Raw genomic sequence first — 23,280 nt, 5'->3', positions numbered from 1 at the left:
GCGCACCACGTCCCGAACCGGGCGGATGCGCCCGGTTGGGCTAGTAAATTAACGTTAATTTGCTGTTTGTTTTTGGCGACCAGCTATCGCACTTTTCGCTCTCCGAAGAGAACAAAATCTTGCTTTCCGTTGGAGACTCCCAGAATCCCCAAGGGAAAGCGGGGGAAAATCCCCCACTCACCAGTAGAACGTCTCTACTTCTTCCGGCAAATCATCAAGAGGAGCAAGCACGTCCTCATCAACAATGTACCGTGGCTTCACAGAGCCAGTAACCGTTACACGGCACCGCTCTGATGACTTCTCTCTGTACTGGTCAACATCCTCAGGCTTCACGCCTGACGCCTTATCAGCCAACAGCTTTTTGTAGTCTACCCGGCCAGCCGCTTTGTATCTCGTTACCATCACACCGCAGTAGTCGGCATGGAAGTATTCCCCCATGAGGGACTTCATGGTGTCGAGATGAGGCTTTTGCCTTTCTTGAAGCTCAGACAGTCGCTGTTTCAGCTCCTGAATCTCAGCATCATAGAGGCGGTATTCCTCAGCAGCAGCAATCCAACGGTTGACCTCTTCACCTTGCGGTATGTACAGGTCTCTCTCTGGATCTTTGTCGGGCTCCTTCTTGTCTACTACCTGTTGCCAGAACTTTTTAGCCTCGGCCAAGATTTCTTGAATCATGGCTTCGTCTCGGAGTATTGGAAACTCCTGAATCTGACCTTCAAAGTAGAAGACTAACCAGCCTTGCTTGGCCCCCGTTACCAGGAGCTGGTGTTGCACCTGCGGGTAATAAAGCTGGTATGCCTTGCTGTTTGCTTTCTCAGCACAAACATCTTCCCAGACAGTCGCACTCGGGCTTTTCAGCTCGACGGGCTCCCCGTTATCTCTCAGGCCATCCAGGGAGGCCCTCATGAGCGGGTATTGAACCGATTCGACACAGGCGGGGAGCAGCATGTCATCATACTTCTCCTCGAAAGCGCGTCTTGCAGCATCTTCGTTTTCTATCCCCCGGCGAACCAGCGGATTAAGACTCAGATCGACTTCACGCGCATACCCAGTCTTCTCGGCCCACAGTCTCCATCGTGTTTTGTACGGAGACCGATTGAGCAGGATAGTGGCGTCAGTGGCTGTTACACCTTGACGCCGCCAATCAAGCCAATCTTCCTCGCGTTGCGATAGGTTGACTATTTTCATGGACCTCTCTCCAATGGTTAGGAGGGAGATCTCCCCCAGCGGGGGAGTCCCCCCCGTTGGGGTTAGTAGTAACTGCCTTCCGCGCCCTCCTCTTCTGTAACAGGGATCATGTCCTCGTCACTCAAAGGCGGCATTTCTTCGGCACCAGGTTCAGCATTTGCAGAACCACCAGCGACGGACTCTTGCTCGTGCGCTTCCTGGTAGTCAGGTTTCGGAGGCTCCATTTGATCCATCTCCTTGTCACGAAGGAATTGAGTCGCATATTGCAGTTCCGAACCTTCATACCGTCCTTTCACATACTCATGCGCCGCAGACCATGCGTTTTCAGCAATGGCGCGATTTGCGAGTTTGGTTAGGATCGGGTCAAGCTCTTTGTGCTCAATAGCCAAAGGCTCTTGGCTTTGAACTTGAGATGGTGAAGGGAGATTGGCAATAGCCGGGTTAATGGCCGATGCCTGCTCCATTTCACGGATGCGTTCAGCTTCATCCTGGTCATAAATACCAGAGAAACCAAATGCGACACGAGAACACTGGATCAGCGACTTGTGCCGGAGTTGACGCTTGGTGTGCGTTTGCCAGGGGCCATCAACAGTGTAAGCACCATTGCGACCTTGACCCTGAAACGGTTCACGGTACACCTCATCAATGAACTCCTTGATGCGGATAGGGCGAGATCTGTCCTTACGGTAAATCACGCATTCAATCCACTCAGGGCAGTCAACTTTCGCCCCCTGCATTCTGACCATCTTGTCCGAATACACGAACTCGACGCCATCATACTGGGGATGCTCGTTGATGATGCGGCTCCAACCATCAACACCTACTACCGGAATGATCCCATTTTGCTTGTCAGGAAACGCATAGATTTCCCGAGTGAAAGGGTTCAAACCGTACTGTTCAGCCACGATCAGGAGCGTCATCATCTGCTCATCGGTCGGGGCACTTCCATCTCGCTGCTTGAATGCGGTCGCCTTCAAAGTTTCATAGAACTTTCGGGTGTCCACGCCAAACCGGCTTGCGATACGGGTTACAAGAGATTTGTTATCAGACATGGTGTTTCTCCAATTCACGAATGAACGGTTTGAGGACACCATGACCCCCTCGGGGCATGAGTGCCCCCGTGGGGTTTAGTAAGAGTTGGCGGTGTTACCCGCCAGCCAAGTGGTGCAGCCGCATGAACGGGATGTCATCATCCCAGCCATCAGGAGCGGGACCATAGCCTCCGCCCATACCACCTTGCGGTGCTGATTGCTGCACAGGAGCAGATTGCGTACCGGCTCCTGTACGTTGCCCTTTTTGGGGCGCTGCACGTTGAGAGTTGTCCTGAGGTGCATTTCCACGACCACCAAGCATCTGCATTTCAACGCAGTGTACTTCGGTGGTGTAGCGCTCGATTTGTTGGCTATCAGTCCACTTCCGGGTGCGGTTGCTCCCTTCGAGATAGACTTGGGAGCCCTTTTTCAGGTACTCACCAGCGACTTCCGCCAAACGACCTTTAAGCACAACACGGTGCCACTCAGTATGCTCTCTTTGCTCGCCAGACTGCTTATCGCGCCACGTATCCGTTGTTGCAACGTTGAAGTTGGCAACGGCAGTGCCGCTTGGCATGTAGCGAATTTCCGGGTCAGAACCGAGATTACCGACCAGAATTACTTTGTTGACGCCTTTAGACATCATGACCTCCAAGTTATTTGGAGAGGGCCAACGCCCCTTTCGGGGAGCAAGCCCCCGTAAGGGTTAAAAAAAGTGATCCTCTTGTTCGGCGTCGATCTCTGCCAGGCGAATCAGCTCAGATACAAGGCCAAGCCTTTCTGCATCTGCTCTTACTTCGTCGTAACTGAAACCAAACCGTTCAATGAGGGGTTTTAGTGAATCAAAACGTTCGTAGTCGAAGGTATCACCCTGTTCATCACAGAATGCCACCAGCGGCTTCTCTACGTTTGAAAAGTCATCCGCGAAACGCTGTTGCAGGTAAACCAACATCAGCAGGGGTTTGTGACCATGTTCCGGGCGGAGTTCACCAGCGCCTTCCAGCGTAGCTGGATGGATAGTGTTTTCGCCTAGTCCAGTGTTAACCCCAAGCTCATAACCGCTGTCAGTACGCATCAGCACACTGGGTAGCAAGTCATTTGAGCCTTCGCTCCGAGCAACCTCAAAGCCGATTAAACCGGCTCCTTTGGCAAAAACCCCAGCAACAAAACCTTTGAAGAGGTTTATGTCACCTGGAGGTAACTCAGAGGGCGGAGATAACAGCCAGTTGAGAGATCCCAAGTTGGCTGTTTGTCCGGCTGAAACATTCCCCCCTTCCAGCACCGTCTGTGTCTCTGCGTTTACCAGCACCTCATCCAGAAAGGTGTACCCCTGGCTGAGAAACTGTGACACATACTGGCTTTCTTTGTCCTTGTAGGACATTGGGATCGTGTCCGGGCCGTTAGCTTCAAAAGGTCCTTCGAGCATTGTCTCAGACCAATTTTCAGCTTTCCCATCAATGACGGTTCGGCGTAGCTCGACCATCGTGAATTGGCCTGGCTCCGAGGAGCTGGGCTCCCGGAGCAATTTGTAGCCAATGAAGACTTCTATTGTGGTTTCGTCATTACCCCACTCTTTAGCAGTGTAACGACGGCACAAACAGTCATTTTTCTTCATGCGTCACCCCTTAGCGCCATTGGTCCCCGAACACATCCTTCGCAACACGCAGGATGGCTTCACGCTCCTCTTTGGCCGCACGGATAAGCAGAGCTTGATCCAGGGCGTATTCAAGAGCATTTGGGGCACCACGGAACGCTAGAGACAGTTTCGCCCAACGCACCAACGTCCGAGTAGACATGGTGACGCTGATCTGACCATCTTCACCGTTTTCGCCAAGAAACAGTTTGCGGACCTGATTAGCAATCCGAACCATTCCCTTCCGCACATTTTCCGGAAGTTTCGGAGTAACACGGCCAAGAATGCTGAGTTCAGCTTCCTCATCCGCATACCCTACTTTGGTGAAACGATAGCGATCCATAGCTGCGAGGTTCTGCATCATCACCCCCTGGTACAAACCAGAAGCATCACCGGACCCCGTAGAGTTACCAGTAACGACCACACGAAACATCGGGTGCGGCTTGATGATTTCCCCGCCATTCTGAGCGATCACAAGGGGACGCCCTTCAAGGACATCGTTGAGACCAGCCAGCTCGGCAGGGTCGGCCAAATCCACCTCGTTGATGAGGAGCAGATGACCTTCACGCATAGCGACTGCCAGAGGTCCATACATGAACTTCATGACAGGTGGTTGACCAGGCTTTTCCGCGACCAGAGCGTGATGTCCAATTAGATCTGTGAGCTCCATCCGCCCGTGGGCAGTGATTTGCTGAACAGGCCAGTTGAGACGACCAGCGATCTCGGTGATACCTGAGGTTTTGCCAGACCCGGTAGGGCCGGTTACGAACAATGCGTCACCGCCAGGCTCTTTGAGATAGGCCAAGACCTCTCGCAGAAACTCTTTGCGGAAAACGTAGTTGGTATCAGTGGCAGGGATGAAAGGGTTTGAACCGTCAGCGTAGCCGATGGCCGTTACCTTCTCCGGAATGCTGGGCATACCGAAAACCTTGCTTACTGAGAATTGATAGTATTGAGACATAGGTGCGCTCCTATTGTGACAGGCGCACCACGTCCCGAACCGGGCGGATGCGCCCGGTTGGGCTAGTAAATTAACGTTAATTTGCTGTTTGTTTTTGGCGACCAGCTATCGCACTTTTCGCTCTCCGAAGAGAACAAAATCTGCTTACTGATGGTATTCACCATGAGTAAGAAGACTTTTAAGGAGCGAGGAGAGTAGCCTCTCCTGGAGGCTACTCCCTCAATGGACGAACATCACCACATCGTCGTTTTGACCAATGACCCCGGTTTCTTTGGCCCACTTCACTGCTTCACTGTGCGCCTGGTAGGAGCTGGAATACAGTTTCGGATCAAATTTCACCTCGCGTCCATCAGCCAGATAGATGATGCCTGCGTGATCGTCGTAAACATGAAGATTCTGTTGCATTCGACATTCCCCCTGTAGCTTGTCGTCAAAGCCAACTGACACCAGAAGACTTTGAGGACAAGCCACAGAGGCTTGACCAGAAAGAGAGGGGTTGCCCCCTCCCTTTGCGTTGACTATCAGCAGTAACCGAACGATTCAGCGATTCTCACGAAAGGACGAGAGATTGCCCAACCAGTAGGGATACACAAAGCGATGATAGCGATTTCCATGATGTTGCTCCTAAGCAAAAAGGGGCAACATCCCCGTCGGGGTATGGTTGCCCCGATGGGTTTGAAAGTGTCGAAGATTACTCAGCGACAGTTATTACCAAACAAGTTCCTTGCCCTTACGAAGGTAAGTCGGGATTTCGAGATAATCCCAGTCAGGTTCTTGTTTAGCGACTTCTTGAACTTGAGTTACCTCAGGTTCAACGACTGCTTTGGCTTGTTCAGCCTTGGCAGCACGTTCTTTGATGACGGCCTGTACAGACCGCATTGCAGGAACTGCGAATTTGTTCCAAAGGAACAAACCGATACGCTGGAACACTTTAGCGAGAACGATGAAGGAAAAAGCAAATGCCTTCGCGCCTACGTACAGTGCGCCCAGAGATGCAAGCAGAACTACAATGAAAGTGATGATGTGCATGGTGTTGCTCCTATGTAAAAAAACAGGGGCAACACCCGGAAACCGGGAGAAGCCCCCGGCTTGGGGTTAAGTAATGCCATACGGCATAAGACTAGATGCTGTTTGTTTTCGGAGACCAGCTATCTCACCTATAGCCGCAGAGCGACTAAGATGATTCAAATATAGCTCACCTTTGCTAAACAGAAAACGCTGTAACTGTCCATTTTGGGCACTTCGAGAGGTCAGGTTACAGATTGACCGCATTTATCCTTTCCAGTGCGTTTATCTGTACCTCAAATTTAGGAGTATCTCTAATGGCAGAAGCACAAGTAGCACTGGACACAAACAACGACCGCGGCAACCACTACTCTCGCCCTGTTTTCAAGCAAGTTCTGAAAGTAAACAGCCTCCAAGCTCAGCGCGTCATGGAACGCAGCTTTGAGCGAGTTTCCAACTCCCTGTTCTCCATCGACGTGATCCTTCGCATCATCGGTGAGCAGGAGGAAATTGACCAGGTTGAAACCGTCATCCTGGAACATATCTCCAAGGTCTCCGAAGATCTGGACAAAGCGACCGCTCAGCTCAACAAGCTGATGGAAGATAACGGCATCGACATGATGCCCGGCTACACTAACCCGAACGAATACACCATCGAGATCAACTCTCCTCAGGTTGCTCAGTTTGCACACCTGATCCGCAAACTGGATACCCTGATGGGGATCGTTGACACTCTCTGGCTGAACACCGTACTGACCAGCAAGCAGCGCACCGACGCCACTTACCAATGGCAGCAACGCCTCATCAAGCTGGCCGGTCGAATCATAGGCATCGAGAAACGGGCTCGCATTTCCGCCCACAGCAAAGGCAAAGAAGGTGAAGTGGCCGAAGCCGCTCCGGAATCTGCAACCGGCGACAAGGAAATCGCAGACGAAGCCGAGAAAACAAAAGCAGCATAACCCAGCCCAAACCTTTGCCCCTCGCCCGAGGGGCTTTTTTTTGTCTTTTATGGTTGCATTTTTTGATGCTGTGATATTATCGAAGTAAATCAGATTCAACTCAGGTAAGAACGGAGAACAACATGAAAAAGGCTTTAATCACCACCGTGGCTCTGGCTGTAGCAGCTCTATCTGGCTGTGCATCCACCAGCAGTTACGAACCCACAGCGTACAAAACCAATCACAGTCGCGCTTACAACATCGCGGAGGCCGGTGGCTTGGTAACAGGCATCCAAGACGCTTCTGTTCCGCGTGACAAGCTGGAGCGTCTGACCGACACCAAAACGTTTGGGGCAGCCTACGTGCTGTCTGGCTACATGTCACCTCAGCTCGGAATGACCGACTGGCAAGGTGGCTTGGTCAACCTTGCGAACTGGGCTATCGGCCCCAAACAGCATGGCGCTCGCAATAGCTTGATCGCTTGGATGCCTGGTAACGAAGCAGTTTCACCGGTAGACGCTCAGGCCAAATTTCTTTCACATGTGAAAGTTTCCATTGAGTCAGCGCTGACTGATTTGGGTGCCAATTTCACGCTTCTGTATGACAAAGACGGTCGCCTAACCTATCAGTTCTACAAGAATGAATGGGGTTGCCCGACGTGGGTGAACGGACAAAGTAAGGTAGCTGACATGTGTTCCGTTAAGGTGAAAATCGTGGAGCCTCGCCTAGGGTCAGCTCCTAATTTTGTCTCTGGCGTTCAAGGTACAGCGTATGCCTTCACATCAGGCCATGAGACCGCATACAACTTTGTGAATGTCGGTAATGGGGCGGCAAGCCATGCTCCTCAGCAAGCGATCTACGCAGCTATTAGCAAACAGCTACCAGCTTGGGCCTACCTCTACCTTGCTCCAAAATCGGTTGAGCTGGATAATGGCGAAAAAGTTGCTTTCCCTTACCTTCTTGATCAGGGAAAAGCAGAGCTATTTGTTTACCCAGAAGCGTAATCAATCTACATGAGAAAGGGGCCGAAAGGCCCCTTTTTTTATCCACCACCACCAGTTGGCGCGCCTGTTTGAGGGTCTATGCTGTTTGTCGCCTCTTTTCGCTTCGCGTCAATATCAATCCCTTCCAACCGCTCCAACGCCCTTTCCTGAGCATTCTTCCGCGTCCCGTCAATATTGAAGTCATTCCCTGCTCCAGTCAGCGAGTCGAGATTTATTGAGGCCGGATCAGGGAATTTACCGTTCTGCTGTAATATCCCAAGCCACTCATCCAAATTAATTTTGCTCCAATCAATTTCGGCAATTTTATCTAGTGGAATCCCTTCACACTGAGGATTTTTTGGGTCTCCAAAGTTCTGCCCCAATTGAGGGCGAACCTGTTCTTGTATAATACGAGAGAGCGGAGAATTGAAGCAGCAATACGCTTCTCTTTTTTCAATACAAGCACCTAACACCTTAGATTTACAATAAGAGCCTACATAGGTGCAATTCTTGAGCGCTCTTTTGGCGTTCATAGTGAACTCTTCTTCCTCGCACTTATAAATCATCTGGATCATCACCATCGCAACGACATAGACGGTATATATCGTCATGGCAGTGCTAAGCCATGTTGTCGCAGTCTCCATCATCGCTTCGGCAGCTTGTTCAGATGCTGCGGCAGCCGCCTGCTCTGTTGCTGCATCTTGGCCTGCTGATTTCATGACATCCATCATCACTTCTTTGACTTGCTCTTTGAGTTGGTCAATGAGTTGATCAACAAACTGCTCTACAGGCTGAAAGAACGAATCAACAGCACCTGAAACGTTCTCTATATAACTTGTGAACGGTTTTGTGACTTCTGTCCACCCTTGAAGGGCAGGTTCCCTAAGTACCTGATAAGCCCCTTTAAGCGCATTACCATCAGTCAGCCCCATCACTGCGCCATCGAGCTTTGGAACGGCCATTATTAGGGTCAGATAATCGGCAAGAGATATATTGGTTGGCTTTTCACAGCAATCAGAAACTCCCCCAACAGCTATCTTGCATTCGCCAGCTTCCCCTGCAAAAGCAGAGCAAATAACGTTTTCATCCCCGGTAGGATTGTCATCCCCATCTTGGCCTGTGCAGCTCATATCCTGCGTCATGAATTGGGCTGCATTGAGCAACGCAGTAGCGCGAGCAAAATCAGTGCTTTGTGTTTTGGTCAAATCAAGGCAGTCATCTCCCATGCAGCGTATAGGCCCACCGCACTGGTACTCAGTTTCCTTTTCCAAGGTCGGAACAGAAACATCTGTACCACAGTCATAAGTATCCTCGTGGACGTAGCACGTACCAGAACTTCCCTGAGCACCATCAACACATTTGGAACTGATGAAGCCGCACTGAGGGTTTTCTTCATATTTCTGACAGCTATCGAGATTCCCGCCCGTGTTTACCGGACAGTGCGTTTCACCTTGAGGGTCTGTCCAGCAGTCCATTTGCCCCTTATAGAAGTCATAGTCAGCTTTAACTCGAACCTTTTTGCATAGTTTGGGAATACCAGGCAAAGGTGACGGCTTGAGTTGAGATTCGCAAACTTTGATCCCATTGATGACTGTGCAGCCAGTAGCATCAGTCGGGTCATCTATACATGTGATCTCGCCTTCCGCAAAACCATCTACCACCCCTTTGGCTGAATCCATGCAGCTCTGTGGAGCCCACTCATCCTTGGTAATGGCTTTCGATGGGTCATAGCGGAGTTTTATGCGGCCAAAACCCTCACCTTCACCGGTCACTGAAACACGGATCTTGAATGTAACAACATCACCATCTTTCACGTTCTTAAAATAGGGAGTGACATCAACATTAGGGTTTCGCTCCCAACTCGTGGAGAGCTCACATCTACCGGCTGTTTCTGGAGGGAAGTTGCCATCTGGGCCAGACCACACTTTAGTCTCTTGGCCGGACTTACCGACCCACACTTGCATGTAATCATCCCACTTAACATATTCAAGTGTTGCGGAAACGATAGCATCCGGGTTACTAACCTGGACTCTTGTGTACTCTTCATAGATTTTACAGTTACCGGACCAGTAATCGTCCCCAACCTTACCAATCCAGAGTTCCGTGCATCCGTCACCACAGGACTTGAGGTTGTATGGGCCATCATAGTGCTTCACCACAGAGGCGTCGTAGTCATGGACAACCTCACAGTCCGCGCTTTGATCTACAACACGCTGACACCGTTCATACTCTGGAATGTGGGCGTTGATAGTATTCTGATTGATGGTTGTTTCGGCAGAACAATCCCCAAAGCCACCTGCGATGAGGTCCATATCCTCATAGGTCTTTTTGCTTAGATTTAGTACCGGGTCATTACTGAAATCAGGGCGTGATCGATTAGAGGCATCGAGAAGAACCTTGTATGCCGCACCAGAAATTGATGGATTAGCACTATTGGCATCACTCCACAGCGACCCTTTTGCATTATTCCCCACGCTGTCCATGTCATCGCCAGAGTCGTAAATGCCTTGCAGACCGCCCACATCAGGTTTATTGGCATCAGGGAAGTAATAACTATCAGGTTTATTGTTGGTCCCGCTCGTTCCGGGGAATAGATCATTGACATTAATCTGACTCCCCCCGTTCATTTGGAATTGACCGTCTTTCAACGTCGGCATAGAGATTGTGCCATCTTGCACAGTCCCCGAGCTCGACTTGAATGAGTTTGAGAGGTTTTGTCCGAAAGCCTGGGCCTCTTTACCCACCGCTGTGATGTCCTGGTCTTGGCTACCGTTAGCGTAGGAATGTATCGGCAGCGCAGACATGGTTACTGTCAACAGCGAGGCCACAGCTTTCATAAAGTAATTATGACTTCGCATTGTGTTCTCCATTTCAACCTTCCCATGCTATCTGAGAAGACAAGGGCCACCTGTACGTGTAGTGGCCCTTTTGGGGCATAATCTAAAATGCCCGTGCAAATTCGTTAGGGTCTGCTCAATTGTTACAGCAATCATTCCATCGCCAGATGGTGTAAATAGGGTCTTGCCCAATTGCCGGTATAGTTCGCGCCAGACCCCACGTAAGAGTGGATTCGCCAATTACGTGAGATGAGTTTGTCTCTGGAACCGGATGCAATAGCGTGAATTTGTACTGCGTTTTGGGTAGTGTTGGGCTAATAACGCCTCTACACATAGCCTCAGAACCCATTGTCTTCCACGCTAACCCCCGGCGATGCAAAGCAGCCAGAACCCTTGTGCTAAGAAGACTGCTATCGCGGATAACACCTTTTCCACCATTCTGGTTGCCACTAAATGGATACAGGGTGCCCCATGAACCAGCACACCAGAAAAGCTGTTTTAAAGGTTTTCCAGCGGTTGATGAGACAGCATCAGCAGTACACGCAGCCGCCGCAATTGGGTTTGCTACTGCCGCCGCCTCTGGATTGGTAAAAAAAGCGAGCTCATCATTGTTCCAGGTCGGGTCGAGCTCCGACATGTACATGATGTCGAGATCCATATACCCATCAGCATTACAGGTCTGCTTAATAAATAAATCGAGCATCACCAACAGAGGAAACGCATAGTAGTGATAGTGCATAAAAGAACCATCACCACCATCCATGTCTCCCATGCCATGATGCCCTTGGTTAGTCCTATCAAACGGGAACCTGACACCATTCAAGACTGATGAGCAGCCAGGCACTCTCTGAAATTCAACGAGCCGTGCTGGCTCCCACATAGAAGTGGTGACTCCAGGCCGAGGGACCCCTAGATTATCCTCGCACATACACAGAGGGTTGCTTACGGCTTCACTCGGGAATGATCCGCCTCCACCACTTATAGGAACCCCTGCTACTTTGATAGGGAAAATACAGCTCCAGCAGATGTCAGTAATCAGTTTTCCGCCGATCACTTCCGCATTCTGGCACCCAGGGTCAGCCGATACCGAACCAACCCAAAAGACCGCGCTAACGGCCATGATCCGTAGAATTTTTTGCATCATGGTAAGGCCTTTACGTAATTCAAATTTTTCTCCATGACAGCAGGCTTCCCGTGATAGAAACCTTGTTGCCATGACAGTCCAAGTAATTTGGCGTTCTCCCCCAATGGGAAGCTCTCCACCTGCTCAGCAATGAGCTGTATGCCTTTTCGGCGGCAGTGGAGGATGGCCGGGTAGTCTTCAAGCGACCGCAGTCTTCTCGCGTCAAACTTGCAATAGTGCCAGTCATAACGGCTCAGGCGATCCAGAGAAGAGTTTTTGTCTCCATAGTCATCCAGCGCCAGCTCAACCCCTATTTCGGTCAGAGCCTCCCATCTCGATGCGAGAGAGGCGTCCTGAATGCCCTCTGTAATCTCGATGACAAGCCGTGATGAGTGATTTTTAGCAATGTCGCGGACAACCCTACACCACGCCTTGAAGATGACGTCTGATTGCAAAGTTTGTTCGGAGACATTCAGAAAGAGAGCCGGGTACAGATCCAAGCAATAATGAAGGTTGTCCTGAACGAACCGTGCCATCTCCATATCCACCAGTCCCCAATAAGGAGGAGATGACAGAGAGGATGGTGTAAGAACCCGGCCTTCGTCGTACCAACGAGCCAGTACCTCAGCAGCGACAAACGAACCTGTGCCGACGTCTTTAATTGGTTGGAAAGCCGGGGCAAAAATCATTCACCGCCCTCCTCAGCAAGTTCGCGGACAACAAACTTCTTGCCTCTGGCAGTAATGACGCTCGGTGTGTGCTCCAGCTCGAACCGGGTAATCAGATCTGGCGTCAGCAGATATACCGGCGCGTCAAAGTTGTCGGTGACACTCTTGTAGGAATCCCAGCCTTTGTCTTTGTCGAACTCTGTGGCGATATAGGTGATCCGTTGTACGCCAGGCTCCAGCTTGATTTCAGGCAGCTTCTTGGCGAGTAGTTCCATTTGCTTTTTATCCAGAGGGTCGAAAACTACGACCGCTTGGGTAAATGGCCGCGTTCCAGGCTTGCAAACTTCCTTCGGATCGCACAATGGGTTGATCACGTCACCCGCGTGAGCGAACACAGTGCCATCCGGAGTGCTGATGTCACTGGTGATCATGACGCTAGGGTCAATTTCTCGTGTTCGAGATTTTGGCGCTCTGGGCAGCTCATTGAAATTCTGCTTGGTCCAGAAGCGCTCTATAGCCTGTTTCTTCTTCTCTTCCCAGTCGATATTGGCAAGGCGTTTCTTGGCAACATCAATAAGGTCTGGCTCACTGATTTTCTCCACCGGCCCCTTAACGCCGAGATCGCCTTTTTCTCCGTTATCCACTTCCCGAGCCAACCATAGCGGGTCGGACAACCCGGATACCTGGGCGACGACGTTTGGTTGTTCGCCAGGCAGCGGCTCATCCTCCAGCATCACAATCGTGGGAACGGCTGTGATGTTGTACGTTTTGAACAACGTAGGGTTGATGATGATGTTCGGCACTGGGTCTTTTTTGGCCGCGAGCGCCTGAATAGCTTTAACTCCCTGCCCCAAGTTCATTCCTTCCGGGATGCCACGGAACACAATTACAGAATCAGGCTGGCCTGACACCGCCGTTAGGACGTCATCTAACCCCTGTTCGCCAAGAGACAACGAGGCGAAAACCAGTATCCGATGGTCAGAGTAGATGCCCTTTTCAGCCTGTTTCCGGTGCATCTCCTTGAGCGTTGGGTTAGTAGTTTGGAGCTGCTTGAAAAATGCCTTGGCTTCGGCCTGAGCCTCGTCCATGTGTTGGTTTTGCAACAGAGATGGCATTTCCATCTTCTGGGTCTTTTGGGCAATTTGCTTTCCTTGCTCAATAAGCGCCTTATCCTGCTCTGTGAGCGGAGACTCTTGAGCGTATGCCCCGCCAGCCACAGAGAACATCAACGCCACCAGAACGCTCTTAGAACAGGGGATATGCGCGGCCAATGATCTGATCATTTTTCACAGTCCCCCAGTAACGTGAGTCGAAGCTGAATGGGCTTTTGCCCATAAACCAGTAGTTGTTCTCTTTCAGCGTGGTCTTGCCGTAAAAGTGGCTCTCTGGCAGATGTAGTTTCCCTGCGAGCTGGAGCCCCTCTCCGACGACATCACCATTGACGGTGATCTTCCACTTATCGTTGATCTCGACTTTATCCCCCGGCATACCGGTGAGGATTTTGACCATGCGAGTCCCGTCCTTGTAGAAAGGCTGCATGTTCTTGGCTTGGAAGGCGTAAACAGCTCCCCTCTCCAGAGTTTGGTCGTTCAGATCAATGAGGAAGAAGGTGTAACCCGGCAGGCACTTCTCCTGTTGTGGATCAATGCCAATACGGTAGCGGCTGGCAAAGGCCGCACCAGCAGCCCAAAGAACCAGTAGTGTCACACCAGCCTTAACCCCGAAGCGCTTCCAGGATTCCTTTTTGACGAAATACTTCTTGAGTGGAAAATTCATTTCAGCACCTCATCAGGGAGGTACACGTCACTTGGAGCCCCGACGACAGCACTTGCGTCAAGGACCAAATAACCTGCGTCTTTCAACTTCAAAATTGCGTCATTGGTCTTGACCATCAGCCTTTCAACTTCCTCCTGAGAGGCACCAGCGGGATACGCCGACGCCACTTTAGCGAAGTCAACCACGACCACTGGCGGGGTTTGATTCAAACGCTGATGGATGCTTGCCGTTTGTTCACTCATCACGTAGTAGCTACCGCCGAAGCCACCAGCGGCACCGAGAATGGCGGCGATTGCGATTGATTTAATGTCCATTACTGTCTCCCTGGTTATGCAGCCTGCCGACGGCTTCGCATTACGGCCTTGATTGCCTCAGGTATGCTCATGCCTTGTTTCACAAACTGGTCGATGGCGTTAACGTCCACCGGATCGGTCGAATAAAGTAGCTTCTGGAAGTCGCCCACTATCAAGCGACCGACGCCCATACCGCTCTTCGATTTGATAAAGATTTCTGAGTACACGCCTTGGATGGTGTGTACCGTCTTGAGGGTGTGGAACCCGCCCTCTGAAAGGGTCAGACGACCGCTACGTTTAACAGATTCCACGGTTTCTTCGGTTTGGCCGAGCAAGTACATGCTGGCCGAGTTCTCCGCGATGGCGCGGCCCACTGCGTTCTCATAGAGGTCGTTGATGGACTGCGTTGCAATGACAACGGAGCCACCGTACTTACGGAATTTGCGGTAGGCATGTTCCATGAAGACCGAGACCTCGCCTTCTTTGAGCAGGTCCCAGGCCTCATCCACGATGACGACTTTCTTGCGGTTACGTTCACCCAGGAATACTTCTTGTTGGATCTGGTAAATAAGCTGGAGTAGTACAACCTGACGCAAGTGCTTACGCCCTTGCAGTTCATCGAGCTCCAGTACAGTGAACTGGTTCTGGAAGCTGACGTTGTTCTTGCGAGAGAAGTATTTCCCGTAGCTGCCCTGCGACGTAAAGGCGTAGAGCTGCTGACCAATATCCTTGAGGCGCTGGTCATTTTCTTCTTCCAGGCAGCGCTCAGCGATGTCGTCAACCTTCATCTCTTTACCTTTCTCTTCCCACAGGCGAGAAAGGACCTGTTTCAACGCAGAGATTTGCCATTCATCCAGCAAGCCCTTAGCCGAAGCCATCGCACAAACGAGGCTGACTATCGCGTCTTCTTCGTCCTCGTAGTTCTGTATGAGCTCAAACGGGTTGAGGCAGACGTGCGTTCCTTCTTCAAAGTGAACGAAGTCGCCATTGAGCATTTCCGACAACTTCTGGTAGGACTTACCGGCATCAATAACCCAGACCTGAGCCCCCTCGGACAAGTAGGAAAAAATCAGTTCGTTGGTAAGGAACGATTTACCCGAGCCGGATTCGGCTGCGATCACCAGGTTCTTGTTGGTATTACTGTCGTGAAGAGACAGACTCATGAGCTGGCCGTTGCGGGAAATCAGCGCTGCATGATAGGTCCCGGTCCCCTTCCATTCCCCAAACACCGGCAGGACCACAGCAGCCTGCTCGGTTGTCATGGTCTTGTAGCGGAATAGGTCTCGCACTGCATCCCGGTCGGTACAGAATGGCAGGCAGTTGAGGAACATCGGCAGAGCAACGAACTTGTCCTCCATCAGCTCGAACCGAGATTCACGCCAGATGTTTCGTGCGGCCATCGCCGCCGCTTCAACACGTTCTTTGGTTGGAGCAAATAAAACCACCGAGTAGGTGATCTTGACTGGCTTAGCCCCCTCTTTCATGGACTCATAGAGAGTGTCGAAGCTCTCCTTTTTGTCCGCCAGCACCGGCACGAATTTGAGCATCGGCCCGTAGGCTTGGTTTACAGTGAACTGGCGTTTGCGCTCCAGAGTGTTTTTCGTGCTTTCTGCCTCAGGAAAAAAAACATTGGTCACGACCATGTAGTTTTCTTTGATGCTGGAATTGCCGCCGCTGAGATCCCCGACATAGGTCAACGCATCACCAAAGTAGAAAACGTCAGGCAGCTTTTTCGCTGACATGACTTTCGCGTGGTAGTCACCCAGCCTGATGCCATTCTTGCTGACTTCCACGTCGGTGCCGTAATCGAAGATTTGCTCGCAGATGGGCTTATCCATCTCCCAATCCACAGAGTCATGTCGCCATGAAGCATCCGGCCCCCAATTCAGGATGGTGCTCATGATCCGGATGTAGTTCACCGCCGTCATTGTGCGAGGACGCAGACCAACGGTTTGAAGCGATGATTCGACCTTCGTGCGAAGCTGTGCGAGCTGCTGGAGTTCGCTTTCAGTCGGGTTATTGTTCTTGATGGGGACTTTGCACGTAACGAACAGCTTGAGGTCTTGGATCAAGCCATTGTCGTAGATACCTTTGTTGGTCTTGGCAAATATACGATCTGTCGTGTGGTGCTGGAGGAAGTTAATCCGTTCCTTGATAACAGATGTCAGCAGCTCGTGACGGAAGCCATCACGCAAACCCATCATCCGGTACATCTCCTGATTGATGTCCGGGGAGCGGAACAGGACAAACTGGAGCGTAGTCTTCGACGGGAACTCCTGATTCAGGAAACCGTTCATTCGCTCCTGAACTTTTTCATCGGCACCACACAGGGGCTCGCACATGAAACCAAAGCCTGCACTGTGATCATCCATAAGGAAGACATGATCGTCTTCATCATAGGCAAGGACAGGAATAATCCCGGCAGCTCGCAAGTGCTCCGGTATCAACGTTTCTTCGAGTTTCTTTTTGATGGTTACGATCATTCAGCACTCTCCAACCATGATTTCAGGTTCTTCGGACGTCCTTTGCTGACACGACCATCCGGAGCAACAACGAACGGAACGCCCTCAATCCCAATGAAATGAGCTGTCAGCAGCGTTTGGTCGTATTGGCCGGGGTCGCAGGTTTCTTTTGAAGGAAGGGAACCCAGGGTGTTGTTCATCAGCGCATCGAGCGCGTGGGTTTTGTCTTTCGCGCAGTACAAGTTTTTTGCCAGGCGGTTGGACTCAGCACCCAGAGCTGGAATCACGATAAATTTAAAGGTGTAATCATCCACCAGCGATTTGGCATCACCCATGAGCTGATGACAAACCGCGCACCTAGGATCAACAAAGACCACCACCTCTTTGTCACCACGCCCCATCGACACAGTGTTCAGCGTGTCCACATCCATGCCCATGCTCTTGAAGTGGATACGCTCCGCTACATCCCTCATTTGGGACATCGTGTTGAGGGGCTTCTTGCTCCACAGGTCGTAGATTTGTCCTGAAATAACAAATCGTCCGTTTTCAGAGAGGAACATGATCTGCCCATCACTTTGGACGGCTCGAACCCCTTTGATGGGTAGCTCTACAATGTCCTCTATCTTCGCCGCTCTGGGATCGGTGATTTCCAATTTCGATGACGCATGAGCCGTGCCGGTAATAATCCCGAACACCATCAGCGCCCCAAGTAATTTTGTCCGCATGTCTATCCCCTAAGATTGGATTACTGGATGCTGGGCAGTGTATCCGGGGGATGGAAATAGACTCGCCTCTGTAATAGCCCAATTTGGACAATTCCAGCTCGATACAAAAAAAAGCCCGGTCTGAACCGGGCTTTGAGAGGAATGAACCTTAGTTCATGGTAACAGCTTCGGATTTGCCACCAGAGTCATCGACCCCAACCAGAGAGATGGTCGGCATCGTTTTATAGGTGCCCTTGCTGATAGTCACTCGATCAGAGCTGATGCTCTGCAACTCACCGGCAATGGTCCATTCGTAGGACTTCATGCGGCCATCGGTATCTTCGCAGTTCGCATAGACGATCCACGACCCAACGGTCTCTCGTGAGCTCAGGCTACATGCAGGCAACTTGTTCTCTGCAACATTGATGTTCACCTCGCCCTCAGCTTCATGCCCCATTTCTGAGGTTATTTTCAGCTTGATGCTGTGCTCACCAGCGCCCAGAGTTGCTCTGCCGTAGTAACCACTGCTTTCCAACGGTGTACCATCTACCGAATAAACACGAGTCGAAATACGGTCGCGTGGGTGGCCGCCAGAAATGTACGGTCGCAACAGCACATCCAGAGGCTCACGCTCGTATTTGTTCGAGCCAGAGTATTGCAAGTCAATGGCATAGGGCGCTGCCTGGCCGATCTTGAGCGGTTGCTCGATCACGGTCTCATGGCCGCGAGCATCACGGACAGTGACCTTGATGTTGTAATCACCCGGCTCATTGATCACAAAGGACCGGACAATATCCTGCCGCTGATCCTGAATCACAGCGCCTTCCGGCAACTCCCACTCGTAGGTCGGCTCTTCCAACTTGCCGTTGAAGGCAATTGGCCGCACTGACGCGGTGATCGTCGCAGGAGCCACGTCTGCGTTCTTCCCAACCTGCATTCCGAAGCTCGGCCATACATACTGCCAAACGCGGGAGCGTAGGCTATGCGAAGCCTCTGCACCCTGATCTCGGTATCCTTCGATCCAGGTGGTGTACTTCGTTTCTACAGTAGCCTGATTGAGGTCAGTGTCAGAGGGTTCGTACTCAGCAGTATCACCCTGCACAATCGAGCCATCAGGCAGCGTGAAGAACCCGTTCAGCTTCACGTCCATCCCACGGTAAGGCAGGCTGGTTTCGGCTTTGAACACATACTTCTTGCCGGTCTCAATAACTCGCGGCCCTGTCACGTAAGGACGAGGTGCCTTCACTGCTCGGAAGTCAACCGCCGTTTTCGCAACTTCATAGGCATAGCCGTCATCAGCCGGTGCCGTGGCAGAGCGCACACGAGCCCACAGGCGGTATCGGGTTTCTTCATCGCTCGAAAGCGTGATGCTATCCCCTGTCTGCGCGTAGGTTTTGCCACCGTCAGTAGACCACTCAACAATGGCATTGCCACCGGAGATTGGCTCATCGTTCAACGTCAGGTTCGCTGTGTACTTGCCTTCACTTCCGACAAACAACGTGGTCGGGCCGATAACAGCAATATCAGGTTTGTCGTAAGCGACAACACTGACCGCTTCGGTGTACTTTTCCGCACCTGAGTTGACGTTCACCACCTTGGCCCGAACCTGGTACTCCCCCTTGTCGAAGGTCTTCACAAGCTGATACTTGTATCGATCTTCTGGGATGAACTGCTCCCAGGTTTTACCGTCGTCCTTACTGGTTTCCCATACAACCTGGCCGGTAGCCCGGAGATCCTGACGGTCGTCCAAAGATAGCTTGAACACAGCAGTGAACGGAGCTTCACCAGACAACTTGCGAGCCTCCACGCCAGCACCGATGGCACCACCACGAAGCATTGTCAAGAAGGCAGGTCTGATAGACAACTCTGTGCGGTTGTAACCCTCAACAGGGCTTTCCAGAACAGCCTCAGCAGCGATACGGACGGAGGAAGTATCCACACCAGACAGGTCTACTGAGAACTGAGCTTCACCGTTCGATGCTTCCGCATAATCAGTGAGCGCAACCGTCTCGTTGTAGGCCTTTTGCTGGATCAGGCGTACTTTCCACACCCCCATCGTGTTAGCGTCATAGTCACCATCAGGTTTGTACTGATCACGGATGAGAACCCTAACCGGCAATGCCTGGGTGTCAATCGCGGTATCACCTTTAACTTCAACGATAGGACGGATACTGTCAGAAGGTGCAGAGATAGTCCGGTAGACAACCTCAGTCTTCACATCAGGCACCTTGTTGTAGGCCGCGTTCACCTTGTAGGTGGTCTCCTCCCACAACGCTCGCTCATCGGTATTGATGCGGCGATACACCTTATTGGTGGCACCCCATCCCGGAGTGAAGGTCTCAGACTCAAGAACATCAGAGTTGCGCGATATGGCAATATCCAGATCAGCTCGTTCAGAGTTGATAATGGCATCACCCAGGTAGTTACCTGTCATCGGCACCAAGTAGATGTTGTCTTTGAAGTTGTAGTCGGAGGCTAGTTCAACGGTCGGAGCTGGTGGGTCAACCGCTTCGACATTGAAAGTCTCGTCGTTCAACGTCACTCTAGTGCCGTTACGGGTGAAAATACTTACCCGCCACCCCAGTGGATGAACGCCGTTGGAGGCCAATGAACCAGAGAGCGAAGGTGATTCCGATAACGGGTCTTGGACCAATCCATCGGGGATCTGCTGCCACTCGAACAGACAGGCACGGCTTGCACTACCAACAGCCTTGTTCGCGGCCTCTTTTTTCGCACGGTCTGCGCTGAGGGTTATAGAACAGTCTGGCCCCTTGCTCTGCTTGAAGTTCACATCAAAATCTTCAATGACGCGATTCACCTGAGCAATGTCATCAATCGGGGTGTAGCCAACAGAGCCATAGGCAGTAGTTACCGTCAGGTTCTGAGAGCCAGAACCAACTTTTACCTTGGAACCGTCACCACTGAACAGGTACAGGCTGTATTCGACAGGTTGTTCACCAATACTCACAGCCTGCCCCACCAGCCCAGCAACTTTCATCCCGTTGTTGTCCTGCGTAGTTTGTTCAGCCTCATCTGGAGTTCTGTCCCACTGGAGCAAACACACCGGGTCACGAATTGGGTCTGCGGCCATAGCCACATCCTCTTTCGTGGTGAACCGGCAAGGCACACCCGACTCTGGCAGGGCATAGATTTTCACTGGGTCAATGACCTGGCGAATTGTCCATGATTCAGCAGAGAGCTTAGCCGTCCCTTTCCAGGTATTGATGTCTACAACCAAGATGGGTGAGTTCGGCGCGGAGGTCATGACAAGAAGGCTGGAAGAGCCGACCACATCAGGAACAGCAGGTTTAACCGGAATGCTCAAACGACCACCTGACGCACCGAAATCATGTTGGCTCATGATCCCCATTGTCTGGCCTGGCTCGATACGCACCCCATTAACCACCAGCGGTACTTTCGCATCAGAACGTAGGGTCGCAAACACATCGTATGAACCTGTCACGACAGCACCATCACTGAGCGTCAGCGGCTTGGTTTCGATGATCCGTTTTCCATCTGCATGAACAAATTCATGAGTGACAGCGGGGACCATGACCTTGCCATCCATCCCATCCGCCAGCATTACCTGACGAGGTTTGTACTCGAAGCCAACAGCCTTTTGAACCGCATTGCCTTGTGCATCCTCACCGGAAACAGTCAGCGTGTAAGATTCCCCTTCCTTCAAAGAAGGGAACATTACCGGGTACTCAAGGCGGAATCGACCTTTCGACTCCTCACGCCAAGACAACTGCACCTTGTCATTGGCAGGCCCCCCTACAAGGGCAATAGAGGTCAATTTAGGTGAAGGGTCGATAGCATCAGCCAAGGTAATAACAACATCATCCAGAGTCTGGATAGCTGCTCCATCTGCCACACTGAGTGTCATGGTTGGTGGCGTTCTATCAGACGTTATCTGGAACATTGGTTGTCGCGTTAAAGGCCCGTGCATCTCCTCTGCTGCGGCAACAAGACTGTATTGCCCCTCAGGGAGAGTTTTAAGATCCCACTGGTAAGTGTAGTTCTCCCAGTTGTTGGCTATTAATCCACCAGTTGGAGACAGCTTGTTGCCTTTGCTATCTTCAATCCATGCACTTCGCAGACGCAGCCTATCAAAGTAAGCGCCTCGTCCTGGCTGGTTAACGAATAAGGTAAATACCTTGCTATTTTGATCGAACTGCTGACTTAGCAGAGGGTAGTGCTGATCGTTCCAGTTAACCTCTGCCCAAAGAGGATTCGAGCGAAGAGATTTATCCGGATTGAAAACTGTCGCATTATCGTGGACGTACCCTGTTGTGCCTTTAGCCATTGTGAAGCTATTTGCAATCTCGCAGCTATCTTGACCAACAGGAATTTCACAGCTTCCCATGTGAACGGCAGTTTGAACGTAAGGCCTTGGTTCAACTTTGACACGGATACTGCTAACAGTGACAGGAAGAACAGAATTGTTCACCCAGTAGCGGTAAAAACTAGACCATCCTATATCACTGTAATTGTAGTCCACACCCAAAAGTCTGGGACTTTTAGGCGCTGATGGAGAGAGTGTGAGGTTATAAGCAATACCGCCTCCACCCCACTGGCCGAAGTTCACCCAACGCCAATAATTGCCGTCAGTATTGCCATAAGGTGCGGTTGTGACGAGATAAACATAGCTGGCATCTTCTCCTACCTTGGACATCTCTCCCAAGGCATTGGTCATATTTATCCCACCTTCTCTGTACTCATGCCAGTTATCACGCGGAACACGCCAAGCTAACTTGATTGGGTTAGTTTTAACTGTCATGCCCTCAGTGTAAGCAACAAATCCGGTTAATCCAGGGCCTAAGTTGTTTGTACTTGAAGGATCATAAACACCAAAAGGCGCAGACGGAGCATTGGCTATGTTATCAAACATCACTTTTTGGCGAGGCGTAAGATAGCTATTCCCAGCGCTATCACTTATCTCAAACTGAAGTGTAAACACCTCATCTAAGTCCGAATCGGGGAAAAATCCAGACTGGTAAGACTGTCTAGCTTGTCCATTTGCGTCATCGTAATTCACAGCCACATCTTTGTAGAGTGAACCATCCTGACGGTAGAGTTTCGCTTTAACTCCTTTGATGGGTGACTCATCAGAAATACCTGATAGTAAAAAGGCATTATCCTGAGAACCACCTAGACCTAATTTCCAAACATCGCCACTAATGACCTGTCCATAACCGCCATAAACAGGTGCAAGCGAAGAGTATGTCGGTGATGTAACATCGACAGTAAAGGGATATTCATCCGTCTGTACTGTAGAACCATCAGAGGCAAGAATTTCCGCCCTGATAGTGTATGCCCCACCAACTGGAGCTGGTAGTTGAAGTTCCGCACCATAGTAGGATTTTCCACCCACTGTGATGCGATCAGTAGCCCCAAGAAGGTGACTGGTCGCTGTCGAAACCACTGTTCCATCCGACCGAAGCACCGAAATCTTTACCTTTCGGTCGATACCGGCACTCAAGGCAAACGAGATATTGCCCGTTGGGTTGGCATAGTTGGCATTCGGAGTCAGAGACCGTTGCGTACCATCTGGAGCCTTAAAGTTGTATTCCAGCAGCTCTGCATGAGCAGCACCAGCGGTAAGAACCGCCAGAGCCCCAAGCATCGCCGGAATTTTAGGCTTGAAATTGATCATCGCATTCTCCATTCGTTTTGAG

General features: G+C 51.1%; 18 protein-coding genes. 2 read left to right on the top strand and 16 right to left on the bottom strand.

The features are described from left to right. Positions 1-177: 177 nt before the first annotated feature. The 7 genes from M1F17_RS21515 to M1F17_RS21485 form a co-directional block, all read right to left on the bottom strand. The gene (locus M1F17_RS21515) at positions 178-1,188 is read right to left on the bottom strand and encodes a YqaJ viral recombinase family protein (protein ID WP_275146226.1); all 1,011 of its coding nucleotides are present in this window, start codon (positions 1,186-1,188) and stop codon (positions 178-180) included. Between the two features lie 62 nt (positions 1,189-1,250). Continuing rightward, positions 1,251-2,240 carry a phage recombination protein Bet gene (gene bet / locus M1F17_RS21510; protein WP_275146225.1) on the bottom strand — a complete coding sequence of 330 codons (990 nt, stop codon included), beginning with the start codon at positions 2,238-2,240 and terminating at the stop codon, positions 1,251-1,253. A 94-nt stretch (positions 2,241-2,334) separates the two neighbouring features. After that, a complete protein-coding gene (gene ssb / locus M1F17_RS21505; protein ID WP_088212678.1) occupies positions 2,335-2,865 on the bottom strand; it encodes a single-stranded DNA-binding protein in 531 nt (176 codons plus the stop codon). 60 nt (positions 2,866-2,925) lie between these two features. Beyond that, on the bottom strand, positions 2,926-3,834 hold the full coding sequence (locus tag M1F17_RS21500; RefSeq protein WP_088212677.1) for a hypothetical protein: 909 nt from the start codon (positions 3,832-3,834) through the stop codon (positions 2,926-2,928). A 10-nt stretch (positions 3,835-3,844) separates the two neighbouring features. Next, on the bottom strand, positions 3,845-4,813 hold the full coding sequence (locus M1F17_RS21495; RefSeq protein WP_088212676.1) for an AAA family ATPase: 969 nt from the start codon (positions 4,811-4,813) through the stop codon (positions 3,845-3,847). Positions 4,814-5,032: 219 nt separating this feature from the next. Continuing rightward, entirely contained in the window at positions 5,033-5,218 is a 186-nt protein-coding gene (locus M1F17_RS21490) for a hypothetical protein (RefSeq protein WP_001186917.1), read from the bottom strand. 303 nt (positions 5,219-5,521) lie between these two features. Continuing rightward, a complete protein-coding gene (locus M1F17_RS21485; protein WP_000547566.1) occupies positions 5,522-5,842 on the bottom strand; it encodes a hypothetical protein in 321 nt (106 codons plus the stop codon). 293 nt (positions 5,843-6,135) lie between these two features. Here M1F17_RS21485 and M1F17_RS21480 point away from each other — a divergent pair, with 293 nt between their 5' ends. Then, positions 6,136-6,777, top strand: a complete 642-nt coding sequence (locus M1F17_RS21480; RefSeq protein WP_088212675.1) for a hypothetical protein — start codon at positions 6,136-6,138, stop codon at positions 6,775-6,777. Positions 6,778-7,118: 341 nt separating this feature from the next. After that, positions 7,119-7,760: a hypothetical protein gene (locus M1F17_RS21475; RefSeq protein ID WP_318837464.1), complete on the top strand. Its 642-nt coding sequence runs from the start codon at positions 7,119-7,121 to the stop codon at positions 7,758-7,760. 38 nt (positions 7,761-7,798) lie between these two features. Here M1F17_RS21475 and traN read toward each other — a convergent pair whose 3' ends face one another. From traN to M1F17_RS21430, 9 genes are all read right to left on the bottom strand, one after another. Then, entirely contained in the window at positions 7,799-10,609 is a 2,811-nt protein-coding gene (gene traN / locus M1F17_RS21470; protein ID WP_088212673.1) for a conjugal transfer mating pair stabilization protein TraN, read from the bottom strand. Between the two features lie 103 nt (positions 10,610-10,712). Then, entirely contained in the window at positions 10,713-11,720 is a 1,008-nt protein-coding gene (locus tag M1F17_RS21465) for a TraU family protein (RefSeq protein WP_000983282.1), read from the bottom strand. Further along, positions 11,717-12,388, bottom strand: a complete 672-nt coding sequence (locus M1F17_RS21460) for an EAL domain-containing protein (RefSeq protein WP_088212672.1) — start codon at positions 12,386-12,388, stop codon at positions 11,717-11,719. The genes M1F17_RS21465 and M1F17_RS21460 overlap by 4 nt, the downstream gene beginning before the upstream one ends. Continuing rightward, positions 12,385-13,650, bottom strand: a complete 1,266-nt coding sequence (locus tag M1F17_RS21455) for a TrbC family F-type conjugative pilus assembly protein (protein ID WP_088212671.1) — start codon at positions 13,648-13,650, stop codon at positions 12,385-12,387. The genes M1F17_RS21460 and M1F17_RS21455 overlap by 4 nt, the downstream gene beginning before the upstream one ends. Then, positions 13,613-14,143: a S26 family signal peptidase gene (locus M1F17_RS21450; protein WP_001010738.1), complete on the bottom strand. Its 531-nt coding sequence runs from the start codon at positions 14,141-14,143 to the stop codon at positions 13,613-13,615. The genes M1F17_RS21455 and M1F17_RS21450 overlap by 38 nt, the downstream gene beginning before the upstream one ends. Beyond that, positions 14,140-14,457 carry a hypothetical protein gene (locus tag M1F17_RS21445; protein ID WP_000351984.1) on the bottom strand — a complete coding sequence of 106 codons (318 nt, stop codon included), beginning with the start codon at positions 14,455-14,457 and terminating at the stop codon, positions 14,140-14,142. The genes M1F17_RS21450 and M1F17_RS21445 overlap by 4 nt, the downstream gene beginning before the upstream one ends. A 14-nt stretch (positions 14,458-14,471) precedes the next feature. Beyond that, positions 14,472-16,919, bottom strand: coding sequence for a type IV secretion system protein TraC (traC, locus tag M1F17_RS21440; RefSeq protein ID WP_088212670.1), 2,448 nt, complete (start codon positions 16,917-16,919; stop codon positions 14,472-14,474). Beyond that, positions 16,916-17,623, bottom strand: coding sequence for a DsbC family protein (locus tag M1F17_RS21435; protein ID WP_001259346.1), 708 nt, complete (start codon positions 17,621-17,623; stop codon positions 16,916-16,918). Before M1F17_RS21435 ends, traC begins: the two co-directional genes overlap by 4 nt. A 148-nt stretch (positions 17,624-17,771) precedes the next feature. Beyond that, the gene (locus M1F17_RS21430) at positions 17,772-23,258 is read right to left on the bottom strand and encodes an Ig-like domain-containing protein (protein WP_088212669.1); all 5,487 of its coding nucleotides are present in this window, start codon (positions 23,256-23,258) and stop codon (positions 17,772-17,774) included. Positions 23,259-23,280: the final 22 nt, after the last annotated feature.

It is taken from the genome of Providencia sp. PROV073 (assembly GCF_033688125.1).
In the GTDB taxonomy this organism is placed as follows: domain Bacteria; phylum Pseudomonadota; class Gammaproteobacteria; order Enterobacterales; family Enterobacteriaceae; genus Providencia; species Providencia hangzhouensis.
This window is presented reverse-complemented; position numbering and strand designations above follow the sequence as displayed.